The following is a 13164-nucleotide window of genomic DNA, read 5'->3' as shown; positions in this document are numbered from 1 at the left end:
GTGGCTGCGGCTCGCCGCCCTGCGGGAGGCCTCGCACCCGGCGGACGCCCTGGAGGTGTACCTGCCGCGGATCTCCGCGAAGGTGGCGCTGACCCAAACTGCGCTGTATCCGGAGGCGGCCGAGCTCGCCCGGAAGGTATACCGGCTCTACGAGCGGCTGGGGCGTTCGGCGGAGGGCCGGGAGTTCGTCGAGGGACTGCGGACCGAGCACCGTCGCAAGCGGCGGTTCATGGCCGAACTCGACCGGGTGGGGCTCGGGCGGTGACGGCACCGGATCACCACGGGAGGCGGACCGCTCAGCGGTGGGCCGCGGAGCCGCAGCACTTCTTGTACTTGCGGCCCGAACCGCACCAGCACGGCTGGTTGCGTCCCGGAGGCCAGGGCAGCAGGCGTGGTGAGCCGTCGGGGATCCGGGCGTCCGCCCAGGCCCGGTGGGTGTCGGCGTCGGCGGGGTCCAGGCCCTCGGCCTGGGCGAAGGACGCCATCTCCTCGGCGCCGAACAAGGCCGTGTGGAACGACACCGCGGGGCGTTCCCCGGACGAGTCCCGCAGGACCTGTTCGGCCGCCCGGAAGTAGGCGTCCGGCCCCTCGTCGGCGGCGTCACCGGTGAGCAGGCCCCGCGACCGCGCCTCGGCGAAGTCGTCCCGCGAGACGAGGACCTGGATCCCCCGGAGGAGTCCGTGCGGCGGGACGGGCTCGTCGTCCGGGCCGGGCATGCCCCCGTCCCACGCGTCGAGGTCCTCGTCCCAGTCCGGGCCCGTGTTCTCCCGGAGCAGGCGTATGGCCACCGTCAGCCCCGCCTCGTCGTGGCCGTCCATAGGCAGCCCCATCTCACCGCGTACACGGGCGCGGATGACGAGCGGGCGCATCGTGGCGGCGTCGGCGTCGACGAGGTCGTCGGCCGGTTCGGCCAGCAGGTCGCGGGAGGCGATGTTGGCGCAGCGCAGCGCCCGTTCCAGGTCTCCCGCCTCCTGCAGGTCCTCGGCGAGGAGGTCGGCGGGACCCTGTTCCAGGCGGCCGGGACGCAGGAGTTCCTTGAGCATCCCCTCCACCTCCCGCACCGCGTCGGCCTCGCCGCTGGCGCGCAGCCGCCGCATGATCTCGATCGAGGCGTACTGGGTGTCCTCGGGGACCGGCGGATGCTCCCGGAGTGCTTCGAGCAGGGCCCGGCCCTGGTCCGACCGTCCGGCGCGCTCCATCCGGTCGGCGGCCTCCAGGAGGATCGGTCCGGCCTCGTCCGGTTCGTCCTGCAGCTCGCGCAGGACCGCACGGGGAAGGTCGAGGTCTCGCAGAGCGGCCCACAGCCGGGGCGGGATCGACTCGGGGAACGGTGTCGTGGGAGTGGTGTCAACCATGATCGCCACGCTAGCGCCGGGGATCGGACGCGGTCCGGCGTTCGCGCGAACTCCCCGCCCCGGGTCAGCGCCGGTCGGGCACCGGACACCGGGCGGAACCGTCGTCGCGACCTCCGCCTACCGGCCGCGGTCCTCACCCTCGCCCGACGAGGGGACGGCGCCCTGGGGCGGGTGGTCGTCCGGTGCCGTCGAGGACTGGTACACAGGAGCCGACCACCACCTCCCCCACCAGGAAGTACACCCATGCCGAATGACGAGCACCTCACCCGGTTCGCGGGTTCGCCCGTCGTCGAGTTCACCGACCGTGGCGCCTCCGGCAACCGGCCCCGTGAAGACCGGGGGCCGGACACGGACGGGGAACTGTCGCGCGCGATCGACGATCCGGGGGCGTTCGCGTGGCGGTTGCGCATGGAGCCGCCCAGCCCCCTGCCCGGCGTCGGAGCGCGGACGGAACCGTTCGAGGAGCTGGACGCCTACCTGGACCGGTTCACCGAGACGGTGGACACCCGGGCGATCACCGCCCTGATCGTCGGGAAGTTCCCCTTCGGCTCCCCTTTCGAGTCGACGGAGTCGGACGGGCTCCGCGACCGGCTCATCGCGCTCGCTCCGCGCCTGACCGGCCTGCGCGCGCTCTTCTTCGGGGAGATCCTCCGGGAGGAGTGCGAGGCCTCCTGGATCCGGCACGGCGATCTGGGTCCCCTGCTGGCCGCCTACCCGAGGCTCACCGAGTTCACCGTGCGCGGGAGCGGCGGCCTCCGGTTCGGTGTCGGGCGGCACCGGTCGCTGCGGAGGCTCACCGTCCAGAGCAGCGGGATCGGCCCCGAGGTGGTGGAGAGCATCGTCGGCGTCTCGCTGCCCGGGCTCCAACACCTGGAACTGTGGCTGGGGGTGGCGGAGGACGGAGCGGCCACCCCCGAGGACTGCGGTTCCCTCCTGTCGGGCGCGGCCTTCCCCGGTCTGCCCCACCTGGGGCTGCGCAACGCCGAGTTCACCGACGACTGGGTCCGGGCGTTGGCGGAGGCACCCGTCACGCCCACCCTGCGCACCCTCGACCTGTCCCTGGGCGCCCTGACCGACGAGGGCGCCCGGGTCCTCCTCGACGCCCCGGCCTTCCGGTCACTCGACCGGCTCGACCTGCACCACCACTACATGTCCGAGGACACGACCGAGCGGGTCCGCGAGGCGTTCACCGCGGCCGGAGTCCGCGTCGACGTCTCGGACCGGTGGGAACCGGACCGGGAGGGCTGTGCGGACGACGAGGATCCCTGGCTGTACCCGGCGGTCGCCGAGTGACCCGGCCGCACCGGGCGGGAACCCCACTTGCGGGAACCGCCCCGACCGACGGGAACCCTCACCGGCCGGTGAACACCGGGGTGACGCGGGCCAGGGAGGCGCTGATCCCGGCCTCGTGGTCCTTGGTGTCCATCAGGCGGGTCTGTTCGACGATCTCGCGGTCCAGGGCGGCGGGCAGCGCGGCCAGCAGGTCGGCGCGCATGGTGGCCTTCATCGAACGCACCGCGAGCGGAGCGCGGGCGGCGATCCGACGGGCCCACTCCAGCGCGCCCTCCCGAACCTGGCCGTCCTCGACCAGGTGGTCGGCCAGGCCGATCGCGTGCGCCTCCTCGCCGGGGACCCGGCGGGCGGTGTAGAGCATCTCGGCGGCCTTCTGGCCACCCACGATGCGGGGCAGGGAGGCGCTCAGCCCGAACCCCTGGTGCAGGCCGAGCAGACCGAAGTTGGCGTGGAAGCGGGTGGCGGCCGAGGCCACCCGGAAGTCCGCGGCGCAGGCCAGCCCGAGTCCGCCGCCCACGGCCGCGCCCTGGACCGCGGCGATCACCGGGACCGGCAGCGCGTACAGGCGCAGCCCCTGGCCGTAGAGGGCGCTGAGCGTGTGAACCGGGCTCTGGCCGACCCCCTCCCCCGCGAAGTCCACCCCGGCGCAGAAGTTCTTGCCCTCCGAGCACCAGACCAGAGCGCGGCACCCGTCGGCGGCCAGCTCCTCCGAGGCGTCGGCGAGCTCGGTGAGCACGTCGAGGGAGAAGTGGTTGTGGGGCGGGCGGTGGATCTCCAGAACGCCGACGTGGCCGTCGACGCGCACGGACAGCTCCTCCGACATGGGAGCCTCTTTCCTTCGGTGCGGAACGGGACGAACGGCAACGAGGCTATCGGGGGTGCCGCTCCGGAGCGGCACCGGCCCGCAGCGGCGCGAGCGCCCGTTCGACGACCGCCGCCGACATCGCCGCGACGGGGGTGGTCAGGCCCATGGCCAGTTCGCGGCCGAACGTCGACCCTCCGTCGAGGAACTCCAGGACCTCGCGCGTGTCGTTGCGGGCGAAGAGTCGGGCGAAGAACTCCGCGCCGTCCAACCGCCCGGAGTCCAGGGCGTGCAGCAGGACCGAGTCCATGGCCAGGTGTCGGTGGCGGTGCGGGATCGGAGGTACCGGATCCCGGCCCCGTTCCAGCGAGCGGACCACCGAGGCCGCCTGGCGCTGGATGCCGCCGAAGGTGTAGCCGGTGGACGGCCGGGTGGCGCCTCCGGCCGCGCCGATCCGGAACACGCGACGGCCGACGCGCGTGGGGAACCTCGCGTCCGTCATGGGGATCACGCCCTGTTCGCGGGCGGCGACCGTGAACCGCTCCAGGCCGAGCACCTGACCGGTGTACCGGCGCAGGGCGGCCTCGTAGCCGTCCCCGTCCAGGACGTCGCGGTTGAACTCGGTGTACTCCACCAGGGCCTCCCGCGGGGACGTCGGGAGCACGTAGCCGAACGAGACGCCGGTGCGCGGCCTGGGGGTGCGCAGGTCCATGAGCGACGCCGTACCCGGGTCGAAGACGTCGTCCTCGGTGTGGACGAACCAGCCGCGGAAGTGCTGGAGCAGCGTGGTGCGCGCGCCGGGCGGCACCGGGCGCGGGCGGGAGTCGAAGACGTGCGCGGCCCCGAGCGACACCGGTGCGCCGTCGGGCCGCGTGGCACGCACCGTCGCGCGGTCGGCGCCGTCGTCGATCGCGGTGACCGTCGCGGTGCAGGGGTGGACGTTGGGGCCGAAACCGGCGCGGACGTGCGTCTCGAAGTCCCGGGAGCGGAGCATCTTGTAGGACAGCGGACCGATCGCCCGCTCGTGTCTGGCCCCGGAGGGGGAGATGACGGACAGCGTGTCCCACCGGGCGGCGAGGACGCCGTCCCACGGGCCCGGGCCGCGTTCCCAGAAGCACCAGGTCCGGTCCCCCGGGCGCGCCGGCCCGGCCGGCGGTTCGACCAGCGCGATCTCCGGGGTGCCGATTCCGGGCAGGGCGATTTTCGCCGCGAAGTGTGCCAAAGTGAGACCGGCCGCGCCGGCGCCGACGATGACCAGATCGAATTCCCGCATGGCGGTTAGCATGTCATGGAATCCGACTCCGATTCGATACCGTCTCTGGGGGATCATGGCTCGGCCATTTCTCGGAATGAAGTCCGGTGCGGTCACCGATGAGTTCGACCGCGCGGCGGCGTCCTATGACACACTCGTCGCGGCCAACCCCGGATACCACCGGCACCTGCGCCTGTCGGCGCGCAGGCTGGCGCTCCCACGAGGCGGTGAGGGTATGCGCGTGCTCGATCTGGGCTGCGGAACCGGGGCCTCGACGGCGGCTCTGGCGCGCCTTTTCCCACGCGCGCGGATCATCGGTGTGGACGCTTCCGAGGGCATGCTCGCCCGAGCGCGCGCGAAGAAATGGAAGCCGAATGTCCGGTTTATCCACGCACGCGTCGAGGAATTGTCCGCCGACCGCCTGGGCGGCCCCTCGGACGCGGTGTTCGCCGCCTATCTGCTGCGCAACTGCCCGGACACCGACGCCGCCCTGGGGGTGATGCGTGACCTGCTCGGGCCCGGGGGACGGATGGTCCTGCACGAGTACTCCGTGGCCGACTCACCCGCCGCGCGCCTGGTGTGGTCGCTCGTGTGCTGGGGCGTCATCATCCCCCTCGGGCGCCTGGTCACCGGCCGGTCCGACCTCTACCGCTATCTGTGGCGCAGCGTCCTGGACTTCGACGGCGTGACCGCGCTGCGCCGACGCATGGGTCGGGCGGGGCTGGAGAACGTGCGCTCCCTACCGCTCCCCGGCTGGCAGCGGGGCGTCACGCACACGTTCCTCGGCGGGGTTGCGGCCGAAGGAGCCTCATGACGTGGTCGCCCGCCGACCCGCGCGCCGAGGTGATCGACCCCGCCCCTCCCACGGGACCCGAAGCCGCCGACGCGCCGCGGGCGGCGATCGTCGGAGGGGGCATCGCCGGGCTGGCCGCGGCCACGGCCCTGTCGGAGCGCGGTGTGCGCGCCACGGTGTTCGAGCGCGAGTCCGACCTGGGCGGACGCCTGCGGGGGTGGCCGACCGTCCTGGCCGACGGCCGCGCCGCGACGATGAGCCGCGGCTTCCACGCCTTCTTCCGCCAGTACTACAACCTGCGGGCGCTGCTGGCCCGCCTGGACCCCGGCCTGGGCATGCTCAGCCCCGTGCCCGACTACCCGCTCGTCCACGCCCGGGGCGGGCGAGACGTGTTCACCGGGCTTCCGGCGCGGCCTCCCCTGAACGCGCTCGCGCTGGCGGCGCGCAGCCCGAGTTTTCCCGCGGGCGAGCTGGCCCGGGTCAACGTCGCCGCCGCCGTGCAGTTGCTGGACGTGGACGTCCCCGGTGTCTACACGAGGCTGGACGACCGGGACGCGCCCGCGCTGCTGGAGGCGATCCGTTTCCCCCCGCGCGCCCGGCACCTGGCCTTCGAGGTGTTCTCGCGCAGTTTCTTCGCCGACCCCGCCCAGCTGTCGGCGGCCGAGCTCGCCGTCATGTTCCACCTGTACTTCCTGGGCTCCAGCGAGGGGCTGCTGTTCGACGTCGCCAACGCGCCCTTCCCCCAGGCGATCTGGCACCCCTGGTCGGCCTACCTCACCCGGCACGGGGTGGGCGAACGCCTCTCGGCGCCCGTGTCCCACGTCGCTCCGGGAGAGCGGCGCCGCTTCGCCGTCCACACGGAGGGCCGGGCGGCCGAGGAGTTCGACGCCGTGGTCCTGGCGACGGACGTCCCCGGACTGCGCGGCCTGGTCGCCGATTCCCCGTGCCTGGGCGACCGGGACTGGCGCGGCCGGGCCCTGGAGCTTGCGAGCGCCCCGCCCTTCCTCGTCAGCCGGCTGTGGCTGGACCGGCCCGTGCGCCCGGACCGCCCCGCCTTCCTGGGCACCGCCGGCTACCCCACGCTGGACAACGTCAGCGTGCTGGAGCGGTTCGAGGACGAGGCCGCCCGCTGGGCGCGGAGCACCGGCGGGTCGGTGGTGGAGCTGCACGCCTACGCGCTGCCCGCCTCCTACGACGAACACGTCGAGCGCAAGCGGCTGATCGCCCAGCTGCACCGGGTCTTCCCGGAGACCGCGCACGCGGGAGTCGTCGACCAGCGCCACGAGATGCGCGCGGACTGCGCGCTCTTCCCGCCGGGCGGCTACGAGCGCCGTCTGACGCCCACCACGTCCGACCCCTGGCTGGTCGTGGCGGGCGACCACGTGCGCGTGGACCTGCCCGTGGCCCTCATGGAACGTGCCGCGACCAGCGGTCTGATGGCCGCGAACGCGCTGCTGGGCCGCTGGGGACTGCCGGGGCACCGGCTCTGGAGCGTGCCCCGGCGTGGGCGCTGGGGCCCGTTGCGGGCGCTGGCCCGCTGGGCGCGTTCGGGGGGTCAGCCGGGCCAGCGCCCGGAGGCGCGCAACGCGTAGCGCCGTTCGGCGTAGGCGAGGTCGTCGCGCCACAGGCGCCGGGCCGCGGCGCGCATGAGGGGCCGCACCAGTGGGGCGGCGCGCGCGGCCAGGCGGAACCCGGCGCGCTCGGAGGAGGCGACGGTCGCCTCGATGACCGCCGTCGAGGGGACGCCGTCGCGCACGCCCAGGGGGGTGGCGTGGGTCTCCACGACGCTGCCCTCCCCCTCGCCCCCGATGATGTGCATGACCACGGTGCGCGGCTCCGGGCACGAGAACGCGGCCCGGACGGGCACCCCCCACCTGCCGGCGACCCTGAACGCCACCTCGGCGACCATCCGGTCGGGGTCGGGGGCGCCCTCCGGCGGCGTCTCCGTGACGCGCAGCCCCACGAAGGAGTAGGGGTGGAACCACGACCCGTGCCACGGGTCGAGACGGTTGGCCACCACGTCCTCGGGTTCGCATCGCCCGACGAGGCTCTCCACCGCCGTGAGCGCGGTCGCCGCCGCGGGGCGTTCGGGGAGCACGGGCCGGGGCAGCGGCTCCTCGCCGCCGACGTCGTCCAGGCGGACCCAGGCCAGGACCCCGTCGTCGTGACAGGGGTAGGGCCGCCATCCCGGAAAGCCCTCGGCCCCCAGGGACAGCCCGTGCCAGCGGCACACCAGGCGGCCGGAGTCGACGGCGCCCCGGCACAGCGGCGCCCCCAGGTGCGGGCAGGCGCCGGGGGCCGCGTGCAGGCCGCCCTCGGAGTCCCGCCAGGCGACGATCTCCGTCCCGGCGACCACCCGCCCGAAGGGCCGGTCCGCGCGGACCTCGTCGCTGGCGGCGAACACGTACCAGTTGCCGGAGGGGCGGGCCAGGGCGCGCTTGAGGGCGGCGCCGATCACCGCGGGTGAGGCCTCCCGCCAGGTGGGGGCCTGTCGGCTCCAGCGGGTCGCGGGCAGTCGGCGCAGGGGGGACCGCCTTGGTTCGGGAACGGGCTGCGGCATCCGTGGCCTCCTCGGGGTCGTCGGGACGGGCGGGGACGTGCTGTGCGGTCAGGCGCCGAGGGCCCGTGCCATCAGGGCCCTGCCCAGTGCGGGCACCGCGACACGGGCCCGTTGGGCTCGGGGGACCCGGTGCCGCCGGGACCACACGTCGTAGTCGGCCTCCTCGATCCGGTCCAGGATGCCGCGGTACAGGTGCAGGGCGGTCTCGACACACGGGCGCGCGACCGGGGAGAGCATCGCGCACCCCGGCTCGGCCTCGCGGTAGACGGCGCGGTTGAGGTCGACCAGCTCGGCCAGGGCCTCGCGCACATGGCCGTCCTGGCTGCGGCGGCGCCGGCAGTGCCGGAGGAGTTCGCGGTCGACGCCGTGGCGGGCCAGGACGTCGGCGGGCAGGTAGATCCGGTCCCGGTCGAGGTCCTCGGCGACGTCGCGCAGGAAGTTGGTCAGCTGGAAGGCGGTGCCCAGCGCCGCCGCGTGCGGCTCGGCCTCGCTCCGGGGGACGACGGTGCCCAGGACGGGGAGCACCTGCAGGCCGATCACGGCGGCCGAGCCGTACATGTAGCCGCTGAGCGCGGCGTAGTCGGCGTAGTCGGTGACGGTCAGGTCCGCGCGCATCGAGGCCATGAACGCGGTGAAGTACTCCTGCGGGATCGCGTACCGGCGCGCCGTGTCGGCCAGGGACCGCACCTGCGGGGCTCGGGCGTGCCCTCCGGCCATGGCCGCGTCCAGTTCCCGCTCGACGCCGTCGAGGAGCGCGGCGGTCCGCTCGGCCGTCTGTCCCGGGGCGGGCTCGTCGACGATGTCGTCCACCCATCTGGCGAACCCGTACAGGGCGTGCACCGCCGGTCTGCGCTCGGGCGGAAGCACCCGCGTGGCCAGGTAGTAGGTGCGTCCGTGCCGGGCGTGCAGCGCGCGGCTGGCGGCGTAGTCCCGGCGCAGCGCGGCTCCGGTGATACCCGCCGCGTCGAGTTCGAAGGCGGTGCCCATCAGCGCCTCCCCCCGGCCACGGCCGCCTGGCCGACGATCCGGGCGGCCGCGAGTTTGCCGGAGACCAGGGCGGTGGGCAGGCCGACGCCCGGGGTGGTGCCGCATCCGGCCAGGACCGCGTTGCCCGTGCCGGACACGAGGTTGCGCGGCCGGAACGGTCCGGTCTGGGCGAAGGTGTGCGCGACCGCGAACGGGGTGCCGAAGGCCATCCCCTGGCGCGACCAGTCCAGCGGGGTGGTCAACCGCTCGGTCACGATCGCGGAGCCGAACCCGTCCATCCCCCGCTTCTCCAGGGTCTGGACGAGGCTGTCGCGGTAGCCGTCGGCCTCGCGTCCCCAGTCGATCCGGCCGGTGCGCAGGTTGGGACACGGTGCCAGGACGTAGTACAGCTGGTGCCCGGGGGGCGCCAGACCGGGATCCGTGGCCGTGGGGCGGGTGATGAGCAGGGAGGGGTCGCCCATGGTGGTTCCGCTTCGGCAGATCTCGTCGAAGGTGCGCTCCCACTCGGCGCCGAAGGAGATGGTGTGGTGGTGGTCCCCCGCCCACGCGCGGTCGACCCCGGCGTGCAGGACCACGGCCGAGGGCGAGAAGCGCAGCGGCACCGGCCGCCAGGGGACGCGCCCCAGCAGCCGGTAGGCCATCGGCAGGTCCGGGGTGAGCACCACCGCGTCGCATCCGAACCGGGCGCCGTCACGGGTGTGGACCGCGGTGATCCGGTCTCCGCGGCGCTCCAGGCGTCGCACGTCCTGTCCGTAGTGGACGGTGCCTCCGGCGTCGGCCACGGCGTCGGCGAGCGCGTCGCCCAGAGCCCTCATCCCGCCCTTGGGGAAGTACACGCCCGCGACCGTGTCCATGTAGGAGATGACGGCGTAGGCCGCCAGCGCCCGCTGGGGTGTGACTCCGGCGTAGAGGGCCTGGAAGGAGAAGATCCGACGCAGCCGCTCGTCGGCGACGAAGCGCCCGATCGCCGGTTCGAGGCGTCCGAACCCGCCCATGGCGGCCAGCCGCGCGAGCTCGGGGGTGAACAGCCGCAGCGGGGAGTCGTAGTTGGCGTCGATGAACGTACGCATCTGGAGCCGGTAGAGGCGGCTCAACCAGTCGCGCAGGCGCAGATAGCCCCGGGCGTCCCGTCCGCCGACCCTGTCGTTGATCTCCTCGGCCATGGCCTCGGGGTCGGTGTGCACGTCGATGGCGGAGCCGTCGGCGAACCGGGCGTGGTAGGCCGGGTCGAGCCGGACCAGGTCCAGGCGGCGGCTGAGGGAGTCGCCCACCGCGGACAGGGCCTCGTCGATCAGGTCGGGCATGGTCAGCACGGTGGGCCCGGTGTCCATGAGGAACCCGTCGGCCTCGTCCCGCCCCGCGCGGCCTCCGGGGTACCCGTCGCGTTCGACGACCGTGACGGATCGGCCGGCTCCCAGGAGGTGGAGGGCGGCGGCCAGTCCGGAGACTCCCGCGCCCACGACGACGACGTGGTCAGTGGGTCCCGCGACGGTGCGCGGTGCTCCTGCGTACGGCTTCACGGGCTCTCTTCTCCGTCGGTCGGTTGTGGGGCACGGGCCCCGCACGTCGGCGGGCACCGTTCCCCGGGTCGGCTCCGGCCTGTTCCCGGGCGGCCGCGGGTCCGCTCAGTTCAGGCGGGTGGTCGCCGCACCGGCTCTGCGTCGCAGTTCCCCGCGCGCTTCGGTCGTGATCGGCGCGTCCGCCACGGCGCGCGTTCCCTCGTCGACGAGATCGTCCACCCGTCGTTCCACGGCCTGTCTGGCTCCGAGGTCCACCAGGAGGTCGGCGACGGTGGCCACGTCGGCGTCGGTGAGGCCGGGGTCCCCGATCGCCGACGTCAGCGTCCGCTCCGCGTCGGTGTCGCCGTTCTCCCGGGCCCGGCGCAGGCCCACGGCCACGAGCAGGGTGCGTTTGCCCTGGCGCAGGTCGCCGCCGACCGCCTTACCCGTGCGCGCCGGATCGCCGTAGAGGTCGAGCAGGTCGTCGCGCAGCTGGTAGGCGGAGCCGATCGCCGCCCCGTACCGGCGCAGGCCCGCCGTGGCCGCCCCGGTCGCCCCGGCGATCTCCGCTCCCAGGTGCAGCGGGCGCTCGACGCTGTAGGAAGCCGTCTTGAGCAGGTTGACCCGCTCCGGGGTGGACTCCGTGTCGTCCGATCCGGCCTGGGAGCGCAGGTCCAGGAACTGGCCGACCACCATCTCGGCGTGCATGGCGCGCCAGGGGCGCCGCGCCCGCTCACGGGCGTCGGCCATGCCCGCCAGGGCCTCGGTGAACATGTCCTCGGCCCAGATCAGCGCGAGGTCGGCGGCGAGAAGGGCGACACTGTCCCCGTAGCGCCGGGGGTCACCGGACCACCCCGCCGAGCGGTGGTCGACGGCGAGGTCCGCGTGCAGGGCGGGCCTGCCCCGGCGTACGGGTGACTGGTCCATGACGTCGTCCTGGAACAGGGCGAACGCCTGGACGAGTTCCAGCGCCGAGGCCGCACGCAGCGCGGCGGTCGCTTCGGGGCCGTCGTCGGCGCCGCCCCCGGCACGCCACCCCCACCAGGCGAAGACCGGTCGGGTCCGCTTCCCTCCGTCGAGCACGAACCCGGTCAGGCGGCGCAGGACCTCATCGGCGAAGTCCGCGTCCAGCTCCTCGACGGCGCGGCCCCGCGCGGTGAGGAAGTCCCGCAGGTGCGAGGTGATCGCCTCGCGCTGGAAACCGTCCCGGTGCGCTGCGGGGGAGGGTGGCCCGGGGCGTTCGCGGGCGTCGCGCGCCCGTGCCGTCGTTCGCGGAGTCGTCATGCCACCTCCTGTGCCGTCGGGTGACGTGCGCCGATCGGACTCCCTACGATGCGAAGTAACTCTATTTTCGTGCTTCTCGTTTTTCAAGCTTTATCCGACGCGACTGATGCCCTGCCGGCAACGCGGATGGTGTGGTGTTCGGGTGAAGCTGATACGAGGGTACGAGCGAGGCGCCCTCGTTCCACGCTGCGCTCATTCGTCGGCGAGTCTCACCGGTTCCCGGACGCGGTCTCCCCAGGAGTTCTCCTTGGGCCGTGGTCCTGAGCGCCCGCGTATGACACCCCGTGCCATCCGCCCGACCACCCGCCCATGCCGATCACGGGTTCCCGGGGCTCAGCCGAACGGGAGCGCTCCCCAGACGAGGGCGAGGAGGTCGGTGACGCCCGTCCCCGACCGCGCGCCCACCTCCAGACCGAGGAGGAGTACGACCGCCGCCAGGAGCACCACCGCCCACGTGCGCCGCCGCCCGGACGGTTCGACGGGGGCCGGGGCCTCCTCATGGGCCTCCAGCCAGGGCCGGTCCAGACGGGCGACCTCCCGGCGCAGGTCCTGGACCTCGGTGTGGTAGCGGTCCCGTTCGTCGAGGACGCGGTGGAGTTCGGCCCGTTCGGCCCGGATCGCGGCGCGGGCGTCGACCACGTCCACCCGCGCGCCCTCGGGTCCGCGGCGGGAGTGCCACCGTTCCAGGCGGGTCAGGGGGATGTCGGCGTACTGGGTCGGCCAGTTGTCGTCGGGGATCTCGTCACTGACGATCTCGTCCGGGACGAGCGCGGTCTCGGTGGAGTAATCCGGTTCGGGGGACAGGTCCAGGGGGGGTGCGTCCTCGGGGGACCGGGGGTTGGGGGCGACCGGTGGCGGGGCGGAGGGTTCGCGGGGTTCCCGTTCTGTATGAGACTCCCGTTCCGCGTGGGGTTCGCGCTCAGCCAGAGGCCACAGGGGCGGGGGTTGGGGCTCATCGGAGTCCTCGGTCTCCGGTGGCTCCACCTCGGGGAGGTCCGGCAGGCCGGCGGGCTCGGTGGGGGCCTCGGGAGCGGTGAGACAGCCGGGTTCGATGAGGTCGTCGGGCTTGTCGAGCCCCGGCGGGCCGACGGGCTCCGAAGGATCGTCGTGCTCCGCGGGGATGTCGGGCCCCGGCGGGTCGATGGACTCCGGAAGGTCATCGGGCTCCGGGACGTCGGCGAACTCCGGTGGGTCGACCGGATCGAGGTCGGCCGGGGGCTCGTACTCGGGAGGCAGCCACTCCGGCTCGGGGACGTCGTCGAGGTCCGGCAGGTCGGTCGCGGGCGGGATGTCGTCCGCGGTGACGGTCTCCCGGGCGGCTCCGGGGTCGGCATCAGTG

Annotated in this window: 10 protein-coding genes and 2 pseudogenes; 4 read left to right on the top strand and 8 right to left on the bottom strand. The window is 74.0% G+C overall.

Annotated features, from left to right (window positions below; translation table 11 throughout):
* A pseudogene (locus D471_RS39995) lies at positions 1-265 on the top strand (SWIM zinc finger family protein); the annotation flags it as partial.
* 31 nt (positions 266-296) lie between these two features.
* Here the strand turns inward: D471_RS39995 and D471_RS0103425 are convergent.
* A complete protein-coding gene (locus tag D471_RS0103425) occupies positions 297-1355 on the bottom strand; it encodes an SEC-C metal-binding domain-containing protein (protein ID WP_241479556.1) in 1059 nt (352 codons plus the stop codon).
* A gap of 243 nt (positions 1356-1598) precedes the next feature.
* Between D471_RS0103425 and D471_RS0103420 the strand changes: the two genes are divergently transcribed.
* Positions 1599-2648 (top strand): STM4015 family protein, encoded by a 1050-nt coding sequence (locus D471_RS0103420; RefSeq protein WP_017597326.1) that lies wholly within the window; start codon positions 1599-1601, stop codon positions 2646-2648.
* 58 nt (positions 2649-2706) lie between these two features.
* Here D471_RS0103420 and D471_RS0103415 read toward each other — a convergent pair whose 3' ends face one another.
* Positions 2707-3471, bottom strand: coding sequence for an enoyl-CoA hydratase/isomerase family protein (locus D471_RS0103415; protein ID WP_017597325.1), 765 nt, complete (start codon positions 3469-3471; stop codon positions 2707-2709).
* A 46-nt stretch (positions 3472-3517) separates the two neighbouring features.
* Positions 3518-4723, bottom strand: a complete 1206-nt coding sequence (locus D471_RS0103410; protein ID WP_017597324.1) for a lycopene cyclase family protein — start codon at positions 4721-4723, stop codon at positions 3518-3520.
* Positions 4724-4799: 76 nt separating this feature from the next.
* Between D471_RS0103410 and D471_RS0103405 the strand changes: the two genes are divergently transcribed.
* Together D471_RS0103405 and D471_RS0103400 are read left to right on the top strand one after the other, a co-directional pair.
* Positions 4800-5516 carry a class I SAM-dependent methyltransferase gene (locus D471_RS0103405; RefSeq protein WP_017597323.1) on the top strand — a complete coding sequence of 239 codons (717 nt, stop codon included), beginning with the start codon at positions 4800-4802 and terminating at the stop codon, positions 5514-5516.
* On the top strand, positions 5513-7087 hold the full coding sequence (locus D471_RS0103400) for an FAD-dependent oxidoreductase (protein WP_017597322.1): 1575 nt from the start codon (positions 5513-5515) through the stop codon (positions 7085-7087). The genes D471_RS0103405 and D471_RS0103400 overlap by 4 nt, the downstream gene beginning before the upstream one ends.
* On the opposite strand, the gene D471_RS0103395 is transcribed toward D471_RS0103400, so the two are convergent.
* The 5 genes and pseudogenes from D471_RS0103395 to D471_RS39990 form a co-directional block, all read right to left on the bottom strand.
* Positions 7051-8055, bottom strand: a complete 1005-nt coding sequence (locus D471_RS0103395; protein ID WP_026127367.1) for a DUF5914 domain-containing protein — start codon at positions 8053-8055, stop codon at positions 7051-7053. The genes D471_RS0103400 and D471_RS0103395 overlap by 37 nt on opposite strands.
* Before the next feature lie 48 nt (positions 8056-8103).
* On the bottom strand, positions 8104-9042 hold the full coding sequence (locus D471_RS0103390; RefSeq protein ID WP_017597320.1) for a phytoene/squalene synthase family protein: 939 nt from the start codon (positions 9040-9042) through the stop codon (positions 8104-8106).
* Positions 9042-10562 carry a phytoene desaturase family protein gene (gene crtI / locus D471_RS0103385; RefSeq protein ID WP_017597319.1) on the bottom strand — a complete coding sequence of 507 codons (1521 nt, stop codon included), beginning with the start codon at positions 10560-10562 and terminating at the stop codon, positions 9042-9044. Before crtI ends, D471_RS0103390 begins: the two co-directional genes overlap by 1 nt.
* 105 nt (positions 10563-10667) lie before the next feature.
* Positions 10668-11825, bottom strand: a complete 1158-nt coding sequence (locus D471_RS32845) for a polyprenyl synthetase family protein (RefSeq protein WP_017597318.1) — start codon at positions 11823-11825, stop codon at positions 10668-10670.
* Between the two features lie 333 nt (positions 11826-12158).
* A pseudogene (locus D471_RS39990) lies at positions 12159-13164 on the bottom strand (hypothetical protein); the annotation flags it as partial.

The sequence above is a fragment of the Nocardiopsis lucentensis DSM 44048 genome (assembly GCF_000341125.1).
In the GTDB taxonomy this organism is placed as follows: Bacteria; Actinomycetota; Actinomycetes; order Streptosporangiales; family Streptosporangiaceae; genus Nocardiopsis; species Nocardiopsis lucentensis.
This window is presented reverse-complemented; position numbering and strand designations above follow the sequence as displayed.

Coding starts and splice junctions, on each gene's coding strand:
- D471_RS0103425 (WP_241479556.1), bottom strand. CDS start 1,355: ATGGTTGACACCACTCCCACGACACCGTTCCCCGAGTCGATCCCGCCC.
- D471_RS0103420 (WP_017597326.1), top strand. CDS start 1,599: ATGCCGAATGACGAGCACCTCACCCGGTTCGCGGGTTCGCCCGTCGTC.
- D471_RS0103415 (WP_017597325.1), bottom strand. CDS start 3,471: ATGTCGGAGGAGCTGTCCGTGCGCGTCGACGGCCACGTCGGCGTTCTG.
- D471_RS0103410 (WP_017597324.1), bottom strand. CDS start 4,723: ATGCGGGAATTCGATCTGGTCATCGTCGGCGCCGGCGCGGCCGGTCTC.
- D471_RS0103405 (WP_017597323.1), top strand. CDS start 4,800: ATGAAGTCCGGTGCGGTCACCGATGAGTTCGACCGCGCGGCGGCGTCC.
- D471_RS0103400 (WP_017597322.1), top strand. CDS start 5,513: ATGACGTGGTCGCCCGCCGACCCGCGCGCCGAGGTGATCGACCCCGCC.
- D471_RS0103395 (WP_026127367.1), bottom strand. CDS start 8,055: ATGCCGCAGCCCGTTCCCGAACCAAGGCGGTCCCCCCTGCGCCGACTG.
- D471_RS0103390 (WP_017597320.1), bottom strand. CDS start 9,042: ATGGGCACCGCCTTCGAACTCGACGCGGCGGGTATCACCGGAGCCGCG.
- D471_RS32845 (WP_017597318.1), bottom strand. CDS start 11,825: ATGACGACTCCGCGAACGACGGCACGGGCGCGCGACGCCCGCGAACGC.